Origin of the sequence: Streptomyces orinoci, assembly GCF_003121295.1 — a bacterium.
GTDB lineage: Bacteria > Actinomycetota > Actinomycetes > Streptomycetales > Streptomycetaceae > Streptomyces > Streptomyces orinoci.
The window spans coordinates 1-22,230 of sequence record NZ_PHNC01000032.1 but is presented as its reverse complement, the minus strand read 5'-3'; the positions used below and the strand labels follow the sequence as shown (position 1 = coordinate 22,230).

16 protein-coding genes, 5 tRNA genes and 1 pseudogene are annotated in these 22,230 nt (G+C 71.2%); 9 read left to right on the top strand and 13 right to left on the bottom strand.

What is annotated here, in order from left to right; genetic code table 11:
* The first annotated feature begins 37 nt into the window (after positions 1-37).
* Positions 38-688: a MerR family transcriptional regulator gene (locus CV755_RS30470; protein WP_193553520.1), complete on the top strand. Its 651-nt coding sequence runs from the start codon at positions 38-40 to the stop codon at positions 686-688.
* Positions 689-1,485: 797 nt separating this feature from the next.
* Here the strand turns inward: CV755_RS30470 and CV755_RS30465 are convergent.
* The 8 genes from CV755_RS30465 to CV755_RS30430 all read right to left on the bottom strand — a co-directional run bounded on the left by CV755_RS30465 (position 1,486) and on the right by CV755_RS30430 (position 4,871).
* Positions 1,486-1,558, bottom strand: a tRNA-Glu gene (locus CV755_RS30465).
* 38 nt (positions 1,559-1,596) lie between these two features.
* A tRNA-Gln gene (locus CV755_RS30460) sits at positions 1,597-1,668 on the bottom strand.
* Between the two features lie 13 nt (positions 1,669-1,681).
* Positions 1,682-1,754, bottom strand: a tRNA-Glu gene (locus CV755_RS30455).
* Positions 1,755-1,813: 59 nt separating this feature from the next.
* Positions 1,814-1,886, bottom strand: a tRNA-Glu gene (locus tag CV755_RS30450).
* Positions 1,887-1,942: 56 nt separating this feature from the next.
* Positions 1,943-2,014 (bottom strand) — tRNA-Gln (locus tag CV755_RS30445).
* Positions 2,015-2,293: 279 nt separating this feature from the next.
* Positions 2,294-3,766 carry a glutamate--tRNA ligase gene (gltX, locus tag CV755_RS30440; protein WP_109283660.1) on the bottom strand — a complete coding sequence of 491 codons (1,473 nt, stop codon included), beginning with the start codon at positions 3,764-3,766 and terminating at the stop codon, positions 2,294-2,296.
* On the bottom strand, positions 3,759-4,541 hold the full coding sequence (locus tag CV755_RS30435; protein WP_109283658.1) for a fumarylacetoacetate hydrolase family protein: 783 nt from the start codon (positions 4,539-4,541) through the stop codon (positions 3,759-3,761). The genes gltX and CV755_RS30435 overlap by 8 nt, the downstream gene beginning before the upstream one ends.
* Positions 4,542-4,685: 144 nt before the next feature.
* Positions 4,686-4,871 (bottom strand): hypothetical protein, encoded by a 186-nt coding sequence (locus CV755_RS30430; protein ID WP_109283656.1) that lies wholly within the window; start codon positions 4,869-4,871, stop codon positions 4,686-4,688.
* 480 nt (positions 4,872-5,351) lie between these two features.
* On the opposite strand from CV755_RS30430, the gene CV755_RS30425 reads away from it, so the two are divergent.
* The 8 genes from CV755_RS30425 (at position 5,352) to CV755_RS30390 (ending at position 15,848) form a co-directional block, all read left to right on the top strand.
* The gene (locus CV755_RS30425) at positions 5,352-9,383 is read left to right on the top strand and encodes a sensor histidine kinase (protein ID WP_109283654.1); all 4,032 of its coding nucleotides are present in this window, start codon (positions 5,352-5,354) and stop codon (positions 9,381-9,383) included.
* 9 nt (positions 9,384-9,392) lie between these two features.
* Positions 9,393-9,806, top strand: coding sequence for a roadblock/LC7 domain-containing protein (locus CV755_RS30420; protein ID WP_009714795.1), 414 nt, complete (start codon positions 9,393-9,395; stop codon positions 9,804-9,806).
* Between the two features lie 103 nt (positions 9,807-9,909).
* Positions 9,910-10,317 carry a DUF742 domain-containing protein gene (locus CV755_RS30415; protein WP_109283652.1) on the top strand — a complete coding sequence of 136 codons (408 nt, stop codon included), beginning with the start codon at positions 9,910-9,912 and terminating at the stop codon, positions 10,315-10,317.
* Entirely contained in the window at positions 10,298-10,879 is a 582-nt protein-coding gene (locus CV755_RS30410) for a GTP-binding protein (RefSeq protein WP_109283650.1), read from the top strand. Before CV755_RS30415 ends, CV755_RS30410 begins: the two co-directional genes overlap by 20 nt.
* Positions 10,880-11,195: 316 nt before the next feature.
* A complete protein-coding gene (locus CV755_RS30405; RefSeq protein ID WP_109283648.1) occupies positions 11,196-14,219 on the top strand; it encodes a sensor histidine kinase in 3,024 nt (1,007 codons plus the stop codon).
* 1 nt (position 14,220) lies between these two features.
* On the top strand, positions 14,221-14,643 hold the full coding sequence (locus CV755_RS30400; protein ID WP_049717348.1) for a roadblock/LC7 domain-containing protein: 423 nt from the start codon (positions 14,221-14,223) through the stop codon (positions 14,641-14,643).
* A gap of 85 nt (positions 14,644-14,728) precedes the next feature.
* Positions 14,729-15,286 (top strand): DUF742 domain-containing protein, encoded by a 558-nt coding sequence (locus CV755_RS30395; protein WP_109283646.1) that lies wholly within the window; start codon positions 14,729-14,731, stop codon positions 15,284-15,286.
* The gene (locus tag CV755_RS30390; RefSeq protein WP_049717346.1) at positions 15,267-15,848 is read left to right on the top strand and encodes a GTP-binding protein; all 582 of its coding nucleotides are present in this window, start codon (positions 15,267-15,269) and stop codon (positions 15,846-15,848) included. Before CV755_RS30395 ends, CV755_RS30390 begins: the two co-directional genes overlap by 20 nt.
* Before the next feature lie 75 nt (positions 15,849-15,923).
* Here CV755_RS30390 and CV755_RS30385 read toward each other — a convergent pair whose 3' ends face one another.
* The 5 genes and pseudogenes from CV755_RS30385 to CV755_RS36825 all read right to left on the bottom strand — a co-directional run bounded on the left by CV755_RS30385 (position 15,924) and on the right by CV755_RS36825 (position 22,175).
* A complete protein-coding gene (locus CV755_RS30385; RefSeq protein ID WP_109283645.1) occupies positions 15,924-16,118 on the bottom strand; it encodes an acyl-CoA carboxylase epsilon subunit in 195 nt (64 codons plus the stop codon).
* Between the two features lie 14 nt (positions 16,119-16,132).
* Entirely contained in the window at positions 16,133-17,716 is a 1,584-nt protein-coding gene (locus tag CV755_RS30380; protein WP_109278022.1) for an acyl-CoA carboxylase subunit beta, read from the bottom strand.
* Positions 17,717-18,014: 298 nt separating this feature from the next.
* Positions 18,015-20,361 (bottom strand): annotated as a pseudogene (locus tag CV755_RS30375) (polysaccharide lyase 8 family protein).
* Between the two features lie 459 nt (positions 20,362-20,820).
* Positions 20,821-21,837, bottom strand: coding sequence for an FAD-dependent monooxygenase (locus tag CV755_RS30370; protein ID WP_277751877.1), 1,017 nt, complete (start codon positions 21,835-21,837; stop codon positions 20,821-20,823).
* Positions 21,834-22,175, bottom strand: a complete 342-nt coding sequence (locus CV755_RS36825) for a hypothetical protein (RefSeq protein ID WP_277751876.1) — start codon at positions 22,173-22,175, stop codon at positions 21,834-21,836. Before CV755_RS36825 ends, CV755_RS30370 begins: the two co-directional genes overlap by 4 nt.
* Positions 22,176-22,230 lie beyond the last annotated feature (55 nt).

Genomic DNA, 22,230 nt, shown 5'->3' with positions numbered 1-22,230 from the left:
TTGGATAGTGCCAGTCTCCAAGGGAGGGTGCAAGAGCGTGCGACTGGCCGAGCTGAGCGAACACAGCGGGGTGTCCACCGCGACGATCAAGTACTACCTGCGCGAGGGCCTGCTCCAGCCCGGCCGCCGGACCTCCGCCACCCAGGCCGAGTACGACGAGCGGCATCTGCGCCGGCTGCGCCTGGTGCGGGCACTGATCCAGATCGGCAAGCTGCCGGTGGCCGCCGCCCGGGAGGTGATCGCGGCCACCGAGGACGAGTCCCTGGACCACCACATGCGGCTGGGCGCGGCCACCTGGGCACTGCCCCAGGGGCCCGCGGCCATGGAGGAGGACGCCGCGCACCAGGCGGCAAGCGAGGCGGTGGCGGCCCTGCTGGACCGGCTGGGCTGGGATGCCGAGGTCGCCCTGGCGGAGTTCGCCCCCGCCTACCGCACCCTGCTCGCCTCGGTGGCCGCGCTCAACCGGCTGGGGTACCCCTGCGATGTGGAACATCTGCTGCCCTATGGGCGGCTGGCGGCCGAGCTGGCCGTGTCCGACCTGGACATGGTGCAGAAACAGCCCACCCCGGAGGGGCAGATCGAGGCGGCGGTGGCCCTGACAGTGCTCTATGAGCCGGTCCTGCTGAGCTTGCGGCGGCTGGCGCACGCGGAGGAGTCCGCCCGCCGGTTCGCCGCGAAGCGGGCCTGAGGCTCCTGGAGTGCGCGCATGGGGCGCCTGGGCGGTTGTGTCTTCCGCGCGGGCCTTCGGGGGGCCCGCGCCCCACGCGGCTGAGCCGCGTATCGCAGAGCCGCCCCGTGCCCCAGGCGGCGCGCCCGCCGCCGCGTAGCGCACCGGCTCGCACGGAGCGCCCAGGACTCGCTCCCCGGCGCCAGAGCGCCTTGGCGCTGTCGGCAGCCGGCCACAGCCCGCCGCCTTGCACACCGCCGGTTGCCTCGGCGGCGGCCGCCGCCCCGCCGTGCCCGTCGAGTGCCGTAGGAAGGCCCGTAACGGGCCGGGGAGCGCCCACCGACCCCCGCGCGCCGTTCAGGGCGGCATGGGGCCTGGCGAGGGGCGCAACGGCGGTTTGGCGCGCTTCCAGGGCCATAACGCTCCCGGCAGCGCGCCTTCGCTCCCCTGCGGCCCGGCCGGTGCATGGTGCGGCCCGGCGCAGCCGCGTCTGACTGGCGCCATGCGGCGGTCCCACCGTGCCCTGGCGGGCGGTGGGTCCGGACCACGACCAGCGGGGCCATATGGAGAGTGGGCCCACGTCGTCGCTCCCGGGCCCGGCCACGGTGCGGGCGTCCGGCAGCACCCGGCCTGGCCCCAACTCCTGCGTCGGCAAAGGAGGTTTGGCAGGTAACCGGCTAGCGGCACAGGACGTGCCATGCGCGGAATCATGGCGGCGGGCCGGCCCGCGAGCAGAAGGGTGCATGGGGCGGCAGCGGGCGCACCTGCCCGCGACGAAAAAAATGCCCCCCGCCAAAGCGAGAGGCATTTTTTCTCTGTACCCCCGACCGGATTCGAACCGGCGCTACCGCCTTGAGAGGGCGGCGTGCTAGGCCGCTACACAACGGGGGCAAGTATTTTGTTTGTTGCGGACCTTTGAAAAGTCAGCGCTGGGCTACCAGGACTCGAACCTAGACTAAATGAACCAGAATCACTCGTGCTGCCAATTACACCATAGCCCATGGTGTTAACCAGTACCCCCGACCGGATTCGAACCGGCGCTACCGCCTTGAGAGGGCGGCGTGCTAGGCCGCTACACAACGGGGGCCCTAGCGATCCGTCAAGCCGCCTCCGCGATTTCACGGATGGTGGCCGATTCAGGATCTGTACCCCCGACCGGATTCGAACCGGCGCTACCGCCTTGAGAGGGCGGCGTGCTAGGCCGCTACACAACGGGGGCTAGACACTGCATTCACCAAGAGAATATATCCGAAAGAAATTCAGTGAATTCTCTTGCTGGGGTACCAGGACTCGAACCTAGACTAAGTGAACCAGAATCACTCGTGCTGCCAATTACACCATACCCCACCAGAACTCGACCCCCCTTAAGGGGTCTTGCTCGGCTGGCGCCTCCCGCTCCGGCCTCTCGGCCCGCCCGGGCGGCGCAGGAAGAACATTACCCGAAGGTGGACGGGGCTCCAAAATCGATAAGCGGATGCCTCCGGCCGGCGAGCGCCCGGGGGCGCCCGGCGGCCCCCCGGAAACGCCGGAAGGCCCGCTCCGCGGCAGGGTGCCGCGGAGCGGGCCTTCCGGCCCCGGTCAGGGTCAGGCGCCACGGCCGGGCCGCAGGCCCCATGGCGCCGAGTCTCAGGCCGCCAGCCTGGCCAGAGCCGCCTCAATGCGCTCCAGGGTGCGCTCCCGGCCCAGGGCCTCCAGCGACTCGAACAGCGGCAGGCCCACCGTGCGGCCGGTGACCGCGACCCGGACCGGGGCCTGGGCCTTGCCGAGCTTCAGGCCGTGCTCCTCGCCCGCGGCGACCACCGCGGCCTTGATTGCCTCGGGGTTCCAGTCGGCGGCCGCCAGCTTCTCGCGGGCGGTGCGCAGCAGGGCGTCGGAGCCCTCCTTCATCGCCTTGTTCCAGGACGCCTCGTCCTCGGCCGGCTGATCGAGGAACAGGAAGTCCACATTGGCCGTGATGTCGGACAGCACGGTCAGCCGGGTCTGGGCGTGCGGGGCGATGGCCTCGAACTGCGCCCGGTCGAAGGACTCGGGGGCCCAGGGGGCGAACGGGGCCCGCAGCCAGGGCTCGCAGGCCGCGATGAAGTCCTTCACCTCAAGCCGGCGGATGTGCTCGGCGTTGATCGCCTCGGCCTTCTTGAGGTCGAAACGGGCCGGGTTGGCGTTGACGTCCTTGATGTCGAAGGCCGCCACCATCTCGTCCATGGAGAAGATGTCCTGGTCGCCGGAGAGCGACCAGCCCAGCAGCGAAAGGTAGTTGAGCAGTCCATGCGGCAGGAAGCCGCGCTCCCGGTAGAGGTTGAGCGAGGACTGCGGGTCGCGCTTGGAGAGCTTCTTGTTGCCCTCGCCCATGACATAGGGCAGGTGGCCGAACTGCGGGACGCCCTTGGCGATGCCCAGCTCCATCAGCGCCTTGTACAGGGCGATCTGCCGCGGGGTGGAGGACAGCAGGTCCTCGCCGCGCAGCACATGGGTGATCTCCATCAGCGCGTCGTCCACCGGGTTGACCAGGGTGTACAGCGGGGCGCCGTTGGCCCGGACGATGCCGAAGTCCGGCACGTTCTCGGGGGTGAAGGTCAGCTCGCCGCGCACCAGGTCGGTGAAGGTGATGGGCTCGTCCGGCATCCGGAAGCGGACGATGGGGGTACGGCCCTCGTCCAGGTAGGCGGCCTCCTGCTCGGCGGTCATCACCCGGCACTTGCCGTCGTAGCCGGAGGGCTTGCCGGCGGCGCGGGCCGCCTCGCGGCGGGCGTCCAGCTCATCGGCGGTGCAGTAGCACTTGTAGGCGAAGCCGCCCTGGAGCAGCTTGTCGGCCACGTCCCGGTAGATGTCCATGCGCTGCGACTGCCGGTAGGGCGCGTGCGGGCCGCCGACCTCGGGGCCCTCGTCCCAGTCCAGCCCCAGCCAGCGCATGGCGTCCAGCAGCTGCTGGTAGGACTCCTCCGAGTCCCGGGCGGCGTCGGTGTCCTCGATACGGAACACCATGGTGCCGCCGTGGTGCCGGGCGAACGCCCAGTTGAACAGGGCGGTGCGGACCAGGCCCACATGCGGGTTGCCGGTCGGCGAGGGACAGAAACGTACGCGGACGTTCGCGTTAGCCACGCTTGATCACCTTGTTGGTGAGAGTGCCGATGCCTTCGATGGTGACGGCGACCTCGTCGCCGACGTTCAGGGGTCCGACCCCGGCGGGGGTGCCGGTGAGCACGACGTCGCCGGGGAGCAGCGTCATGGCCTCGGTGATGTGGACGATCAGGTCCTCGATGGAGCGCACCATCTCCGCGGTGCGGCCCAGCTGGCGCTGTTCGCCGTTGACGGTGCACTGGATGGCGAGGTCGCTGGGGTCCAGTTCGGTCTCCACCCAGGGGCCCAGCGGGCAGGAGGTGTCAAAGCCCTTGGCCCGGGCCCACTGCTTCTCCCGCCGCTGGACATCGCGAGCGGTGATGTCGTTGGCGCAGGTGTAGCCGAGGATGACGTCCTTGACGCGTTCGCGCGGGACCTCGCGGCACATCCGCCCGATGACCACGGCCAGTTCGGCCTCGTGGTGCAGCTCCTCGGTGAAGGAGGGGTAGGCGATGGCGTCGCCGGGGCCGATCACGGAGGTGGAGGGCTTGAAGAAGGCGACCGGGACTTCGGGGACCTCGTTGCCCAGTTCCGCCGCATGCTCGGCGTAGTTGCGGCCGATGGCCACGACCTTGTTGGGGAGGACCGGCGGCAGCAGCCGCACCTTGCTCAGCGGGATCTTCTGCCCGGAGCGCTCGAATTCGGCGAAGGGGTGTCCCTTGATGATGTCGAGAACGGGGCCGCCTTCCGTGGAGGCGTCCCCTTCCACGACGCCGAAGGCGACGTTGCCGTCCAGGGAGAATCTGGCGATGCGCACGGGTGACTGCTTTCCCTTTGTCTGATCTGCCGGAGTCTGACACTCCAGGCTATCGCGGGGCCGGCCAGGGCCCCGTGCGCTTTATCGCCCGTCCTGAGTCCGGCCCGGGTCCGGCCGGGATTCGGCCCGGGCCGAGGCCGGGGTTCAGTCCAGGGGGCGCACCACGGGGGCGGTCATCAGGATGGTGCGGCGGGGGTTGGCGGTGACCGTCGGCAGCTTGGCCGCGTACTCCGGACGCTCGGCCGTGAAGAGGCCCTCGGTGTCCGTGCGCTGCGCGAGCGTGGTGCGGCGCGGGTTGGCGGTCTTCCGGGCGGGCGTCGTCGTCTTCACTGGTGCCTCGTATCCCTTGTGGTGCGTTGTTGATGCTCTGTGGGGCAAGTAATCAAGGCTAGGCGACGCCCTTCCCCGGCGGGATGTACGGGAAGCCCGGGTTCACCTGTGATTTTGCTCACGAGGTTGACGATAAAAGCCGCATAACGGACGGCCAATTCAGCACCACGAAACGGACATTGCAGGGCTGAAGCAGACGTTCCGCTCCCGATCATGGCGACTGGGACATGACGCGACCACCACGGCCTCTCGGGTAACTCCTCCCTGTATGCCCGATATTGCGGGAGCCTGATCCCACGCTCCGTATCCAGCCGGACACATACCGTCCATCTAAAGGGGCTTGACGGCACCGGCCTTGTTGGGAGATCAGGCACTGTGCTGGAATTCCACGGACCGCCAGGGGGGCAACCGCGGTCCCCCCACGACTCGACACCGTCCCTCCGCTCAGGTGGGACGCCTGGTCCAGAGGTTGCGACGCTAGTGCAGGGACGTTTCAAGAGGGATGGCAGCGCTGCGGCGGAGCCGGAGCCGAACGGTGCGACCGACCGCGGCACGCCTGCCGACGCGCCGAACGGCGGCGAGAACGCCGAACGGCCGAAGGCGCCAAAGGCGAAGGGCCCCAGCGGGCCGGGCACACGAATAGCCCTGCGCAACTGGCGCATCAGCACCCGACTGGTCTCCCTGCTGGCCCTGCCGGTTGTCGCCGCGACCACCCTGGGTGGTCTGCGCATCGACGACTCGCTGACCAATGTCGACCAGCTCGACCATATGAAGCTGCTCACCGAACTGACGGGTAAGGCCACCGACCTGGCCGACGCCCTGCAGGAGGAGCGGGACCGCTCGGCCGGTCCGCTGACCAAGGGCAACGACAAGGACGACGATGTCGTCGCGCCCCGGGAGCACACCGACAACGCCATCAAGGCCTTCGGCGACGTCACCGCCAAGGTGGACGCCAACGACCCCACCATGGTCGGCGTCAACACCACCCTGGTTGACATCACCAAGCAGCTGCGCAAGATCAAGGACGTTCGCGAGAAGGCGTATGACGACCACGTCTATATCGCCAAGACGGTCAACGCCTATAACGGCCTGATCACTTCGCTGCTCTCGCTGTCCCAGGACATGGCCCAGGCCACCAGTAACAGCGACATGATCGCCGCGACCCGTGCGCTGGCCGCGTTCGCCAACGCCAAGGAGTACGCCTCCATCCAGCGCGCGGTGATCAGTGCCGGTCTCGCCAACCCCAGCGGCCCCCAGCTGTCCGAGAACGACCGCCAGTACGGCCAGGCGGCGATGGACAACGAGGACGAGGCCACCAAGCGCTTCACCGCCATCCGCGGTGACGGCGGTGACGGCGAGCTGATGCAGGCGCTCAACGGCGGCGTGATGGAGATCGCCTCCGCCAACACCTATGCCAAGCGCGTGCTGGACAAGTCGGGCGCGCTCAAGAGCGACCCGCTGTCCTACCGCGACTGGTACGACCGCGACACCATCAAGATCAACGAGATGAGCAAGATCGAGAAGACCTTGCTCTCCGAGATGGACCAGAAGGCCCAGCAGCTGCGCGACGACGCCCAGCAGGAGGCCATCCTCAACGGTGCGCTGATCGTCCTGGTCCTGGGCATCTCGCTGGTCGGCGCCTTCTTCGTGGCCCGCACCATGGTGCGCTCGCTGCGCCGGCTCCAGGACACCGCGCAGAAGGTCGCCCAGGAACGCCTGCCCGAGCTGGTCAAGCAGCTCTCCGAGAGCGACCCGCAGGACGTGGACACCTCCGTGGAGTCCGTCGGTGTGCACAGCCGTGACGAGATCGGCAAGGTGGCCGCGGCCTTCGACGAGGTGCACCGCGAGGCGGTCCGCCTCGCCGCCGAGCAGGCCCTGCTGCGGGGCAACGTCAACGCGATGTTTACCAACCTCTCGCGCCGGAGCCAGGGTCTGATCCAGCGCCAGCTCTCGCTGATCTCCGAGCTGGAGAGCCGCGAGGCCGACCCGGACCAGCTGTCCTCGCTGTTCAAGCTGGACCACCTCGCCACCCGTATGCGCCGTAACGGCGAAAACCTCCTGGTCCTCGCGGGTGAGGAGCCCGGCCGCCGGTGGACCCGCCCCGTTCCGCTGGTGGACGTGCTGCGTGCCGCCGCGTCCGAGGTGGAGCAGTACGAGCGCATCGAGCTGACCGGTGTGCCGCCCACCGAGGTGGCCGGCCGCGTGGTCAACGACCTCGTCCACCTGCTCGCCGAGCTGCTGGAGAACGCAACCTCGTTCTCCTCCCCGCAGACCAAGGTCAAGGTCACCGGTCATGCCCTGCCGGACGGCCGGGTGCTGGTGGAGATCCACGACACCGGTATCGGTCTGTCCCCCGAGGACCTGGCCGCGATCAACGAGCGGCTGGCCAGCCCGCCCACCGTGGACGTCTCGGTCTCCCGCCGCATGGGTCTGTTCGTGGTCGGCCGCCTGTCCCTGCGGCACGGCATCCGCATCCAGCTGCGCCCCTCCGACTCCGGCGGCACCACCGCGCTGGTCATGCTGCCGGTGGATGTCGCCCAGGGCGGCAAGAAGCCGGCCCCGGGCGTGCCCGGTGCCCCCGGCGGTGCCAAGCCCGCTCCCGCCATGCCGGCCGGCCCCGGTGCGGGCGCCGGTGCCGGTGCGCCGGGCGGCGGGGCGCTGGGCTCCGCGCCCAGCCGGCGCCAGATGCCGCCCTCCGGTCCGCGCCCCGCGCTGCCCGGCCGGGGCGGCACCACCAGCAGCGGTCTGCCCACCCGTCCGGTGGGCGGCCCCGGCCAGGGCGGCGGCCCCGCTGCCGCCCCGTCCGGCCCCAGCCTCTTCGACGCCCCGCCGCAGCGGGCCGGGAACACCCCGGCAGCGGGCGGCCCCGGCGCCGACGGCCGTTCGCCGCTGCCCCCGCGCGGCGGCAAGAAGGGCCCGGCCGCCATCCGTCCGGTGGGCAACAAGGGCGCCGGCCGCCCGCAACTGCCCAACCGCGGCGAGCAGTCCGGCCGCCCCGCGCCCAGCTGGGGCAACGACCAGGCCCCCGCCACGCCCAACCGGCCCGCTCCGGTGGACGACTGGCCGCTGGCGGCGGACGGTGCGCCGCGCGCCGGGCAGGAGACGCCGCGCGGTCATGAGGACGTGGAGGCTCCGCGCTCCGGCGGCCCCGCCGACACCGCCTCCTTCCCGCAGCTGTCGCCGGTGCGTGAGCCGGGCGACAACAGCACGGGGCAGTTCGCGCTGCCCGGCGGTGGCGCGCAGGACGGCGGCGACGGCTCCACCGGCTACCCGCGGCTGACCGCGGTGCCCGCGCCGGACAACGGCGGCACGGGCCAGTTCCCGGCGCATGGGGCCGACGGCCCCTCGGGCACGGGGCAGTTCGCCCTCCCCGGCGGCAACGACCAGTCCGGCACCACCGGCCAGTACCCGGCACGGGGCGACAACGCGGCCTCCCGCACCGGCCAGTTCCCCGCCCCGGGTGCGGGCGGCCCCGGCGACACCGCCTCCTTCCCGCAGCTCCCGGCCCGCGAGGACCGGTCCGGTACCACGGGCCAGTTCCCGGCGCATGGGGCCGACGGCCCCTCGGGCACGGGGCAGTTCGCGCTGCCCGGCGGCAACGACCAGTCCGGCACCACCGGCCAGTACCCGGCGCCGGGCCGCAACGACTCCTCCGGCACGGGGCAGTACCCGCGCCCCGTCCCCGCCGACCAGCACGGCCCGGCGGCCACCGGTCAGTTCCCGGCGCCCGGCGCCGGCGACTCCTCCGGCACGGGGCAGTTCGCCCTCCCCGGCGGCAACGACCGGTCCGGCACCGGCCAGTACCCGGCACGGGGCGACAACACGGCCTCCCGCACCGGCCAGTTCCCCGCCCCGGGCGCGGGCGGCCCCGGCGACACCGCCTCCTTCCCGCAGCTCCCGGCCCGCGAGGACCGGTCCGGTACCACCGGGCAGTTCCCCGCACCCGGCGCCAACGACCCTTCGGGCACGGGGCAGTTCGCCCTGCCCGGCGGCGGCGACCAGTCCGGCACCACGGGCCAGTACCCGGCGCCGGAAGCGGGCTCGCTGCCTCCGGCCGGTCCCGGTGACGGACGCACGCCGCTGTTCGAGCAGCTGGAGTCCAACTGGTTCCGCGGGGCGGCCGGCGGTGCGCAGCCCGCGCCCGGCCCCCGCCTGCCGCGCCGCGAGCCCGGCCAGACCCAGCCGCCGGCCGCCCCGCAGCCCGCGCAGGACAACTGGCGCCAGTCCCCCAACGACGAGCGCTGGCGCCGGGCCGAGCAGGTCCGTGAGCCGGCCGCCGGCGGAACCACCGCCTCCGGCCTGCCCCGGCGGGTGCCCCGCGCCAACCTCGTCGAAGGCACCGCCGAGCAACAGCAGTCCCAGGCGAGTGGTCCGCAGGTCTCCCGTGCGCCCGATGACGTACGCGGCCGGCTGACCAACCTCCGCCGCGGCATCCAGCAGGGACGTCAGGCCGGCAGCGGCTCGTCCACCGGCAGCCACCACGTTGGCCCCACCTACCAGCAGGAGCGTTAGTTGAGTCCGATGAGCCAGGCGGCGCAGAATCTGAACTGGTTGATCACCAACTTCGTGGACAACACCCCAGGGGTGTCCCACACGGTGGTGGTGTCCGCCGACGGCCTGCTGCTGGCCATGTCCGAAGGCTTTCCCCGTGACCGCGCGGACCAGTTGGCGGCGGTGGCCTCCGGGCTGACCTCGCTGACGGCCGGTGCCTCCCGGATCTTCGAGGGCGGTGCGGTCAATCAGACCGTGGTGGAGATGGAGCGCGGCTTCCTCTTCATCATGTCCATCTCGGACGGCTCCTCGCTGGCCGTACTGGCGCACCCGGAGTGCGACATCGGCCTGGTGGGCTATGAGATGGCCCTGCTGGTCGACCGCGCGGGCAATGTGCTGACGCCCGACCTCCGCGCCGAGTTGCAGGGTTCCCTGCTGAACTGACCGTACACACACCGCACATCCCGTCCGACCGTACGGCCGATAGCTCCCACCGGCCCCCGCTCGACGGCATCATTGCCTTCCTGCTGTCCCGCCCGGAGGATTTATGACCCCGCCCTCATCGCCCGGCCCGTACGGCGCCGATCACCATTCGCCGTACGGGAGTGAAGGCGACCAGCCCCTGGTGCGTCCCTACGCCATGACCGGTGGCCGGACCCGGCCGCGCTACCAGCTCGCCATCGAGGCACTGGTCAGCTCCACCGCGGACCCGGCGCATCTGGGGAACCTGCTGCCCGAACACCAGCGGATCTGCCACCTGTGCCGTGAGGTGAAGTCGGTGGCGGAGGTCTCCGCGCTGCTGAACATGCCCCTGGGCGTGGCGCGGATCCTGGTCGCGGACCTGGCGGAGGCCGGCATGGTGGCCATCCACCAGCCGGGCGGCAGCGGCGAGTCCGGCGGGACGCCGGATGTGACACTGCTCGAAAGGGTGCTCAGTGGACTTCGGAAGCTCTAGTCAGAGCGTCGGCCGGGCCACCACTTCCGCGAAGATCGTGGTGGCCGGTGGCTTCGGCGTGGGCAAGACGACCTTTGTGGGCGCAGTTTCGGAGATTTCTCCGCTGCGTACCGAGGCCGTTATGACCTCCGCTTCGGCGGGCATCGACGACTTGAGCCACGTTCAGGACAAGACCACGACCACCGTGGCGATGGACTTCGGCCGCATCACGCTCGATGACGACCTGATCCTCTATCTGTTCGGCACTCCCGGACAGGACCGTTTCTGGTTTATGTGGGACGACCTGGTCCGCGGTGCCATCGGCGCGGTGGTGCTGGTCGATACCCGGCGGCTGGCCGACTGTTTCCCGGCGGTGGACTACTTCGAGAACAGCGGGCTGCCGTTCGTCATCGCCCTCAACGGCTTTAACGGGCAGCAGCCTTACGGCCCCGAGGAAGTACGCGAGGCGCTGCAGATCGGCCCGGACGCGCCGATCATCACCACCGACGCCCGCCACCGCAACGAGGCCAAGAGCACGCTGATCACCCTGGTCGAGCACGCTTTGATGGCACGGCTGAAGTAGGGCCGCAACGACGGCCCGAGGCTGTGTGATTGAACACGGGACGCCCTGAGGTTCATAACGTTTCGACAGTTGAATTGGCCGGACGCGAACACCCCTCGCGTTCGGCCGGTCTCACTCTGCGCACAATTCGCCCGCCTTTTGAACGCCGTCGCGCTTAATGCCCGTTTTATGTCAGCCGGTTTGCGCCGTGACCCGGATCCGTCCGGTGTTTGGAACGCACCTGCCCGGCATGCTGGAATTTCCCGAACCTGAGCAGTGACGGCTCAGCCGAACGACGGCACGAGGACAGTGCCGACGCCGAGAGGTTGTTGGACGAGTGAGGCGAAGAAAGACAGGCGCCGCGCAGCAGACGCCAGACGCGCGGGGCAACTTCACACCGCCGTCGCGCGTGGCGGTAGCGCCCTCCGAAGCCCAGGAAACCCCTGCCGCGCCCCCGGGCAGCGGCGGCCGGTTCTCGCCCCGCAACTGGCGGGTGGCCACCCGGCTGAACGCCATTCTGCTGCTGCCGGTGCTGGTGGCCCTGGTCTTCGGTGGCCTGGACGTCAAGAAGTCCATCGACACCTGGCAGGAGGCCGAGGACGCGGCCAAGACCGCGCGCCTGGTGCAGGCTGCGGCCAGCTACGCTCACGCGATCATCTACGAGCGTGATGTCACGGCGATACCCCTGCTCACCGGCAAGACCGACGACCCGGTGATCAAGCAGTCCCGGGACGCCACGGACGCCGCCCGCGCCGACTTCGACGACGCGGCCAAGAGCATGCCCAAGACCGCCAGCCTGCAGCGCCGTCTGCAGACCGTGCGGGATGCCGAGACCAAGCTGGGCAACATCCGCTCCAGCGCCTACAAGTCCATCAAGACCGAGGACGACTACGGCTCCATCCAGCGTCCGCTGATGGCCTTCGACAATGAACTCGGCCTGGGCACCGGCAGTTCGGCCGGCTCCTATGGGCGTGAGGTCTACGCCGCCTCGCTGGCCAAGGCCGCCGAGTCGCTGCAGCGCTCCATCGGCGTCCACCTGCTGGCCAAGCCGGAGCTCAGCCTCAAGGAACGCACCGTCCTGCTGACCTCGTTCTCCTCGTACAAGTTCCTGGAGTACATCGCCGAGGACGAGTACAAGACCAACGGTTCGCCGGCCGACATCAAGCGGCTGACCACGGCGCTGGGCAAGGCCGACACCGCCACCCAGGACAAGATGGCCAACGCCATCATGTCCGGCGCCACCCCGGCCCAGCTGCGGGCGCAGGGCATCACCGCCAAGTCCTGGTTCGACGCCTCCACGCCCAAGTTCGACGCCTACCGCTCGGTGGAGAAGCACCTGGCAGATGTCGCGGTGAGCGATGTGGAGGGCATCTCCTCGGACGCCCAGCAGACCGCCATCACCAACTCGGCCATCGTGGTGGTCGCCCTGCTCGCCGCCTTCCTGGTGGCCGGCCGGATCGCCCGCTCCATGAGCCGCAGCATGCGCCAACTGCGCACCGCCGCCTTCGATGTGGCCGAGCAGCGCCTGCCGGCGCTGGTGGACCAGCTGTCCCGGACCGATCCGGGCCGGGTGGACACCCGGGTGCAGCCGATCCCGATCACCACCAAGGACGAGATCGGCGAGGTCGCCCGCGCCTTCGACCAGGTGCACCGCGAGGCCGTCCGGCTCGCCGCCGAACAGGCCCTGCTGCGGGGCAACGTCAACGCGATCTTTACCAACCTCTCCCGGCGGAACCAGGGTCTGATCGAGGGCCAGCTGGACCTGATCACCTCGCTGGAGAACAACGAGGCCGACCCGGACCAGCTGGAGAACCTCTTCCGGCTGGACCACCTGGCCACCCGAATGCGCCGCAACGGCGAGAACCTGCTGATTCTCGCCGGCGAGGAGCCCGGGCGCCGCTGGGACCAGCCCATCCCGCTGGTGGACGTGCTGCGCGCGGCCTCCTCCGAGGTGGAGGCGTACGAGCGCATCGAGCTGGCCGGCATCCCCGACGCCGACATCCACGGCCTGGCCGTCACCGACCTGGTGCACCTGCTGGCCGAGCTGCTGGAGAACGCCACCACCTTCTCCTCCCCGCACACCAAGGTGCGCGTCAACGCCACCCGGCTGCCCGACGGCCGGGTGATGGTGGAGATCCACGACAAGGGCATCGGCCTGACCGCCGAGGACTTCGCGGACATCAACCACAAGCTGGCCAACCCGCCGACGGTGGACGCGGCCATCTCCCAGCGCATGGGGCTGTTCGTGGTCGGCCGCCTGGCCATGCGCCACGGCATCCGGGTCCAGCTGCGTCCCTCCGGGGAGCAGGCGGGCACCACCTCGCTGGTGATGCTGCCGGACGCCATCACCCATGGTGGCGGTGGCGAGGACCAGTTGAACGGCGAGGACTTCACGGTCTCCCGGATCGTGCCCGAGCAGCAGACCGCCCAGACCGGTCAGCTGCGCACCGCCGCCGAACTCGGCTTCGACGACTCGCGTTACGAGCCGTCCCAGCCCTCCGGTGACGGGGCCACGCTGGACCCGCTGGGCCGTTCCCGGCTGCGTGAGGAGCGGCGCGCGGCGCTGGAGGAGGCGCAAAACACCTTCCACACAACGGCGTTCGACTCCGAGCACCCGCAGCAGGAGGCGCAGCAGCCGTACGCCGGGCAGCAGTCCTATACGGAAGGCGCCTACCAGGAGCCGGTCTTCACCGACCAGCAGACCTACGGTGACTACAACGCGCCTGCCTACCAAGGCGAGTGGGCTGAATCACAGCCCCAGGCAGGTCCGTACCAGCATGAGCACTCCGCGGGTTACCCGGTGCAACCGGAATCCTCGCTGACCGCTGACACGGCGCAGCCGGAGCGCGTAGAGTTCGACCGTCCGGGCCCCGCCTCGAGCGGCTCCCCCTCACTGACCGGGTCCGGTCTGCCGCGCCGCGAGAAGCAGTGGCAGCAACCCGAGACGGGCGAGGAGGCCACAAGGGACGGCGGTGAATTCCAGCAGCCCCAGCAGGAGACCGGCCGGGAGCCTCGTCCCCTGGACGAGCCCGGGCAGTCGGCCAACGACGAGCGCTGGCAGCGTGCCGAGCGGCTCAAGGTGCCGAAGGCCGGCGGAGTGACCGCCTCGGGCCTCCCGCGCCGGGTGCCCAAGGCCAACCTGGTCGAGGGCAAGGCCGTGGAGACCGCCCAGAGCGGCCCGCAGATTTCCCGGGCCCCGGAGGACGTCCGCGGCCGGCTCGCCAACCTGCGTCGCGGTGTCCAGCAGGGACGCAGCGCGGGGTCGGACACCTCGGAGTTCCCCGCGAACCCCGGACACCAGCAGCATCAGCAACACGACCAGGGCTTCGGCCCCGGCGGCACCTACGATCAGGAGCGTTAGTGTGAGCCCGATGAGCCAGGCGGCGCAGAACCTGAACTGGTTGATCACCAGTTTCGTGGAGAACACCCCAGGGGTGTCCCACACCGTCGTGGTCTCCGCCGACGGACTCCTTCTGGCGATGTCCGAAGGCTTTCCCCGCGACCGCGCCGACCAGTTGGCGGCGGTGGCCTCCGGGCTGACCTCGCTCACCGCGGGCGCCTCCCGGATCTTCGAAGGTGGCGCGGTCAACCAGACCGTGGTGGAGATGGAGCGCGGCTTCCTCTTCATCATGTCCATCTCGGACGGCTCCTCGCTGGCCGTACTGGCGCACCCGGAGTGCGACATCGGCCTGGTGGGCTATGAGATGGCCCTGCTGGTGGACCGCGCGGGCAATGTGCTGACGCCCGACCTCCGCGCCGAACTGCAGGGGAGCCTTCTCAACTAGCAAAGAGGCAGTGCGTTTCGCGCCACCGCGCCTTAAGGTGCGGTGGCGCGACCAGCAGCAGAGAAGCAAGTCCGGAGGAGGAGACGTGGCAACGCCCCCAGGCGGTTACCCGTATGGCAATGAGCAGCAGGCGCGGCCGCCGTTGAACCACTACAACTTCCCCTCCGCGCCAACTCCCAGGGCGCAGCCGGAGCCCGGCTATCCTCAGCAGGACCCCGGCTATCCGCAGCAGGCACCGCAGGTGCCGCCGCAGCACCGGCGCCCGGCCCAGGGCGGGGCCCCGGGCGCCCGGGGCGGCAAGCACAATCCGCTGGTCCGCCCCTACGCCATGACCGGTGGCCGGACCCGGCCGCGTTACCAGCTCGCCATCGAGGCGCTGGTGCACACCACGGCCCAGCCGGCCCAGTTGCAAGGGCAGTTGCCGGAACACCAGCGCATCTGCCATCTGTGCCGTGAGATCAAATCGGTCGCCGAGATCTCCGCACTTCTGTCCATCCCGCTCGGCGTCGCCCGAATCCTCGTCGCTGACTTGGCCGAGGCCGGGCTCGTCGCCATCCATCAGCCCGGCGGCGACGCGGCCGCCGGCGGCCAGCCTGACGTGACACTGCTCGAAAGGGTGCTCAGTGGACTTCGGAACCTCTAGCGGCGAGGCAGCCCGCTCCACCACCTCCGCGAAGATCGTGGTGGCCGGTGGTTTCGGCGTGGGCAAGACCACGTTCGTCGGCGCGGTCTCGGAGATCAACCCGCTGCGCACCGAAGCCGTCATGACCTCCGCGTCGGCGGGCATCGACGACCTCACCCACGCGCCGGACAAGACCACGACGACCGTGGCGATGGACTTCGGCCGTATCACCCTGGACCAGGACCTGATCCTCTACCTGTTCGGCACTCCCGGGCAGGACCGTTTCTGGTTTATGTGGGACGACCTGGTCCGCGGCGCCATCGGTGCGGTCGTCCTGGTGGACACCCGGCGCCTGGCCGACTGCTTCCCGGCGGTGGACTACTTCGAGAACAGCGGGCTGCCCTTCGTCATCGCCCTCAACGGCTTTGACGGGCACCAGCCCTACACTCCGGACGAGGTCCGCGAGGCGCTGCAGATCGGCCCGGACGCGCCGATCATCACCACCGACGCCCGCCACCGCAACGAGGCCAAGAGCGCGCTGATCACCCTGGTCGAGCACGCCCTGATGGCACGGCTGCGCTGAGCGCGCCCGCGCACGGCGAAGGGCCCCCGCACTCCTGGGAGTGCGGGGGCCCTTGTGTATGGCGGCCGTTGTGGCTCAGCCCTGCCAACTGTGCGGCGCGGTGAAGCCGTTGGCGCGCTCCAGGCGGCGCCAGCGCGCCTGGGTGCGGCGCGGGCGGGACGGGGCGGTGCCGGTCGCGGCGGCGGCGCGGGCGAGCAGGACGGCGGTGACGGCGGCGAGTTCCTCGGCGCCGGCCGTGCCCTTCTCCACCCGGACGAGAGTGTCAGTCATGGTCGGTGTGCTTTCTACTGGGGCGGGTTGCCGTGCTTGCGGGACGGCAGGTCCGCGTGCTTGGTGGCGAGCATCGCCAGCGAGCGGATGAGCACCTGCCGGGTCTCGACCGGGTCGATCACATCGTCGATCAGGCCCCGCTCGGCGGCGTAGTACGGGTGCATCAGCTCGGCCTTGTACTCCTTGACCATGCGGGCCCGCATGGCCTCCGGGTCGTCGGCCTCCGCGATCTGCTTGCGGAAGACCACATTGGCCGCGCCCTCGGCGCCCATGACCGCGATCTCGTTGGTCGGCCAGGCATAGGTCAGGTCCGCACCGATCGACTGCGAGTCCATCACGATGTACGCACCCCCGTACGCCTTGCGCAGGATCACCGAGATCCGCGGCACGGTGGCATTGCAGTAGGCGTAGAGCAGCTTGGCGCCATGCCGGATGATCCCACCGTGCTCCTGGTCGACGCCGGGCAGGAAGCCGGGTACGTCCAAAAGGGTGATGATGGGGATGTTGAAGGCATCACACATCTGGACGAAGCGTGCGGCCTTCTCCGAGGCCTCGATGTCCAGCACACCGGCCAGGTACTGCGGCTGGTTGGCGATCAGGCCCACGACCTGGCCGTCCAGCCGGGCCAGCGCCACGATGATGTTGGTCGCCCAGCGCTCGTGGACCTCCAGAAAGTCGCCGTCGTCGACGATCTCCTCGATGACCTTGCGCATGTCGTACGGCCGGTTGCCGTCCGCCGGGACGAGGTCCAGCAGGGCGTCGCCGGTGCGGTCGGCCGGGTCCTCGCTGACCACCCGGGGCGGGTTCTCCCGGTTGTTCTGCGGCAGCAGCGAGAGCAGGTAGCGGACCTCCTCCAGGCAGGTCTCCTCGTCGTCGTAGGCGAAGTGCGCCACGCCCGAGGTCTCGGCGTGCACATCGGCGCCGCCCAGGCCGTTCTGGGTGATCTCCTCACCGGTCACCGCGCGCACCACGTCGGGGCCGGTGATGAACATCTGGGAGGTGTCCCGGACCATGAACACAAAGTCGGTCAGGGCGGGGCTGTAGGCCGCGCCGCCCGCGCAGGGGCCGAGCATCACGCTGATCTGCGGGATGACCCCGGAGGCCTTGGTGTTGCGCTGGAAGATGCCGCCATAGCCGGCCAGCGCCGAGACACCCTCCTGGATCCGGGCGCCGGCGCCGTCGTTCAGCGAGACCAGCGGGGCCCCGGCCGCGATGGCCATGTCCATGATCTTGTGGATCTTGGTGGCATGGGCCTCGCCCAGCGCACCGCCGAAGATCCGGAAGTCATGGGCGTAGACGAACACGGTGCGGCCGTGGACCGTTCCCCAGCCGGTGATCACGCCATCGGTGTACGGGCGCTTGGCCTCCAGGCCGAATCCCTGCGCCCGGTGCCGCCTGAGCGGCTCCACCTCGTTGAAAGAGCCCTCGTCAAGCAGAAGATCGATTCGCTCCCGGGCGGTCAGCTTCCCCTTGGCCTTCTGTGCCTGGGTAGCCCGGTCGCTCGGACCACGCCGAACCTGCTCGCGGATGGCGTGCAGCTCGGCGACGCGCCCTCGGACGTCACTCGCCTCTACGGGCGCACCTTCGAGATTGCTCATGGATAGACGGTACGCGGCAAGGCCCTCCCAGCATCATGTTGACTCCTTACAAGGTAGGGAGTGATTTGGTGGGCAGGGAGTACAGAATCGCACCGGGTCCTTGTCCCTTCCCCGACGTGACCAACGCCATCCGGGCTGTGAGCACTCCACAAAGCCGCATGTCATCCGGGCTGTCCAGGGTGCCTCCGCGGCGGGTCGAGCGGAACCCTGTCTTCCGTCGGCCGACGCCCCGCCGGGCCATGCATGGGGCCCCGCCGGGCCAGGCATGGGGCCCCGCCGGGCCGGCCGGGCCGGCCGCTCAGGTGGCCGTCACGGTGCAGGAGTGCGGGGCGCAGTCGGTGCCCGCAGTCACCCGCAGCCGCAGCGCTCCGCCGGTGCCCAGGACCCGTACCGAGGGGTCGTGCGCGATGACCCGCTGGACCGGGCGGGCCCAGCGGAGGTCCACGGTGCCCCCGGCGCGCAGTGGGTCGGCCAGGTGCACGGTGGCCGTGGCGCCATGCCGGACCACCAGGACGCTGCATGGGGCGGTGACGGTCAGCCCTCCGGCCGTGCCGGGCTGCCAGAAGCTCGCCGCCAGCAGTTCCGGGGAGCGCAGTTTTACGGCCTGGCAGGCGGCCGAGTTGGCGAGCACGGTCAGCCAGTACGGGTCCGCCGCGCGGGCCGCCACCTCCGCCCGGCCGGCCCCGGGCATCAGCAGATAGGCATAGGCGGCGTCCCGGGGGTCGGTGCCGTGCGGATGACACAGGGTCAGATAGCGGCGGGTGAGCGGCTCGGGGCTGCCGCCCTGGTTGATGTCCCGCCAGGCGCCGCGCCGCGCCTGGCACCGCACCATGAGCGGGGCACCGCCGGGGAACACCCAGCCGCCGTGGCCCGCCAGATGCGCCCAGCGGGCCCGGCCGAAGGCCCGTGACCAGTCCCCGGGACCGCCGTGCGGGCGGCCGTCCAGCGTCAGCGCGCCCTCGGCGGCGTCCGCCAGTCGGCGGTTGTCGATCACGGTCTCCACCGGTACGCCGTCCCGGGCGCCGATGCCCGCCCCCAGGCAGACCACGGCATCGGCGGCGAAGAACCAGGACTTGCGGGCCTGGAGCGTGGAGGCCAGGCCCTTGAGGTGCTGCCCCACGGCGGCGTACTCGCCATCGCTCACCCCGCCCACCCAGCGCACCTCGGGTCTGGGCGCGCCCCAGGCGCCGCCCTCGTTGTCGGCCAGGCGCTTGGTGGAGACGGTGGTGCCGGGCAGCCGGCAGGGGTCCACGGTGGGCCAGAACCCGTCCGTGTACTGGCCGCCGCCGCCCGGCGCCCACCAGCTGAGCATCCCGGCACCGGTGTGCCAGCCGCGCGGGTTCTCCCCGTTGCCGTTCTCGTAGTGGGTGATGCGGTCGGAGGCCATGGACAGCTGGACGGTCCAGCCGGGGCGCCGGTGCACGGCGCGGTCCATGGCGGGGAACAGCCGGTGGCCCGTGGCGGCGGGGCGGCGCCCCGGGCGCGGCCAGCACGGCGGCCAGCCGGGCCAGATCGGCGGTGCCGAACTGCGGGTCGGCCGTCAGCGGGCCGAGGGTGTCGCGGGCCGCCCAGCCCTTGATCAGGGCGTGCCAGCGCCGCCGCTGCTCCGGGCCGGCGGACTCGGCCAGCAGCGCGATGGCGGCCAGCAGCGCATGCCCGCGCTGGTGGTCGCTCTGTGGCACTCCCCCGTCGTTCATCAGCCCCCGGCTGATGGCGCGGCCCGAGACGCCGTCCATCACCAGCCCATCGTGGATCAGCGGGGCGTAGGCCCGCTCCACGCTGTCGAAGACGGTCTGCCGACCGGGGTCGGTGATCTCCCAGGGGGAGCCGTGCAGCAGGGCGAACAGCCTGGCCAGCCCGTCCAGCAGGACCTGGCCGTAGGTGCCGGTGTAGGCGACCCAGAGGTGCTGGACGAAGGAGCCGTCGGCGTACAGGCCGTCGCCCCGGGTGACCCAGGGGAAGACCGGGGTGAGCGCGTCACGGGCCAGCGCCAGCTTGGCCGGTGCGCCGCCCAGCACGCCCCGGAGCGCGACCACCCGGCACAGGTCCACACGGTTGGCGCCGGTGCTGGTGCCGGTGTAGGAGCCCAGTGCGGAGTCGGGGACAAAGTGGTCCACGGCGGCCAGCAGCCGGGCGCGCCGCGCCTCCCCGGCCGCCTCATGCAGCAGCGCCAGAGTGTCCAGCAGCGGCCGGGGACTGCCGATCCGCCACTCCCACCAGTTGCCATAGGGCTTGGTGCCGGGGCGGTAGACGCGGTCGTGCACATGGTCGAGACCGGCCAGAGTGTCCTCGGCCAGCGCCGGGTCCCCGGTCAGCCCGGTGCCGGGCTGGGCATGGGCCATGGCCATGGTGAGCAGCCGGGTGAAGCTCTGGCTGATTCCGGCCGGCGGGTCGAAGGGGGCGTCCGGCCACAGCGATCCGGGCGTGGGGCTCATGGCGCCATGCCAGGCGCGGGCGGCGGCGCCGGTGCGGCGCAGCACGGTGGCATAGGGCTCCGCGCCGGGGTCGTAGCCGTCGCCCAGGAGCAGCTCCAGCCAGCGGCGCCGCAGCGCCGGACAGGGCTCTTCGGCGGCATCCGCGGCGGGGCGCGGGGCGGCGGCGAGGGCCAGCACGGTGGCAAGCAGGGCACGTCGGGTCCACGGCACGGCGGCCTCCGGGTGGTGGCGACGGGCGAGGCAGCACAAGGTGGCATGGGGCGGCGACACCCGCAATGACTCCGGCGATGAGAGGGTGACGCCCCGTCAGGCACCGGGCGGAAGACTGCGCGGCCGGCGCGGACCGGCCCACACGGTGGCGCCTCGTCAGCCGTGGGGCGCAAAACGCGCAACCGGCCCGGACCGGGCCGCGCCCGGGATAAGCCCCGAATGCACGCCCCCACATGCGCTCCGGGGCGCGCGCCGGGCGCGGGGGACCGGACACTTCGAGGGGCGCGGGGAACCGCGCGGTCGGCCCGGACTGGCCCGCACCCGAATACGCCCCCGCATGCGCTCCGGGGCGTACCCCCAGGGGCAAAGGGAACCGCGCGCCCTGCCCCCAAGCCGGCGGCGCCCGACAAACGCACCCCCGGACGCACCGGGCGCCCCATGCCTAGCGCCCCAGGCCGCTCAGGCGGTCGATGATCTCGCCCCGCGCTCCACGCCCGTGTGCAGCGCGATGTGGTGGTCCGGCCGCACCAGCACCAAGGCGTCCCCCTCCACGCCATACGCGGCACGCGCCGCATCCGCCCGCCGGGTGCGCACCAACTCAGGGAAGAGCGCGGCCACTTCGGCCAGTACCGGCTCGCTCGCCGCGCCGAAGCCCAGCAGGGTGAAGTGCCCTCCGGCGAATACCTCGTAGAGCCGGGCGTCCCCGCATGGGGCGTCGGGCGCCCGTTCGCCGGCTCCGGTGCCGCCCCAGGCCAGCGAGGACCAGCCATAGCCGACCCGCAGGGTGGTGGTGTCCTCGGTGAGGACGATCTCGGTGCCGACACCCGCCGTCCTGGTGCCCTCCAGGGACACCCGCAGCCGCTCACCGGTGAGCTTCAGTGTCCAGGCGGCCACCGGCCGCCGCTCCTCGTCATAGGTGTCCAGCAGCGCCTCACCGGCCCGGCCGCGCGCCACCAGGGCCAGTTTCCAGCCCAGGTTGAAGGCGTCCTGGATGCCGGTGTTCATGCCCAGACCGCCGGCGATGGGCTGGACATGGGCGGCGTCACCGGCCAGGAAGACCCGCCCCATGCGGAAGCGGCCGGCCATCCGTGCGCTGACCCGGTAGGTGGACAGCCAGGTGGGACTGGCCAGCCGTACGCCCGGCACCCTGGCGTGCCGGTCGAACAGCCGCTGGAACCCTGCCAGCGAGGGCGGCAGCGGCCGCCCCCCGGCGTCCCGCTCCAGGGAGCTCTGGAGCTGCCAGGAGGTGGTGCCGGGGATGGGCCACAACAGGACGGCGCCGTCCTCGTCGATCCACTGGTGCCAGTAGCCCCGGTCCAGTCCGTCGGCCTCCACATCGCCGCACCACATCACCTCCTCCGCGCTGCTGCCCTCGAAGGACACCCCGAGCGCCTTGCGCACCGCGCTGTGGCCGCCGTCGCAGCCCACGGCGTAGGCGGCGGTCAGGCGCCGACCGTCGGTGAGGGTGACCGTCACCCGCTCCCCGTCCTGGGCCAACCCGGCCAGCTCGCAGCCGAGTTCGACCGGATGCCCTGGGCGCGAGCCGGGCGCGCAGGATCTCCTCGACCTTCCACTGCGGTATGCACAGGCCGGTCGGGTAGGGCACGCCCGGGTCGGCCGGGAGGCCGGCGTTGACGTCGGCGTCGTGCAGGGCGCTGCCGTCGCGGTATTTGCGCAGCACCATGCGGGTGCTGCCGGCCGCGCGCCAGTTCCTCCCCCACGCCCAGGTCGGCGAGGATCTCGCGGCTGCGCTGGTTGGGGCCCTTGGCGCGGGAAGTCCGGTGGAACGAGGGCGACTTGTCGATGATGCGCACGGACACTCCGGCCGGGCGAGCGTGCAGGCGAGGGTGAGGCCGTGGGTCCGGCGCC

Bases quoted from the DNA above. Each gene is read 5' to 3' on its own strand.
- CV755_RS30380 (WP_109278022.1), bottom strand. From the start codon at position 17,716: ATGAGCAATCTCGAAGGTGCGCCCGTAGAGGCGAGTGACGTCCGAGGG.
- CV755_RS30415 (WP_109283652.1), top strand. From the start codon at position 9,910: ATGACCCCGCCCTCATCGCCCGGCCCGTACGGCGCCGATCACCATTCG.
- CV755_RS30420 (WP_009714795.1), top strand. From the start codon at position 9,393: ATGAGCCAGGCGGCGCAGAATCTGAACTGGTTGATCACCAACTTCGTG.
- CV755_RS30385 (WP_109283645.1), bottom strand. From the start codon at position 16,118: ATGACTGACACTCTCGTCCGGGTGGAGAAGGGCACGGCCGGCGCCGAG.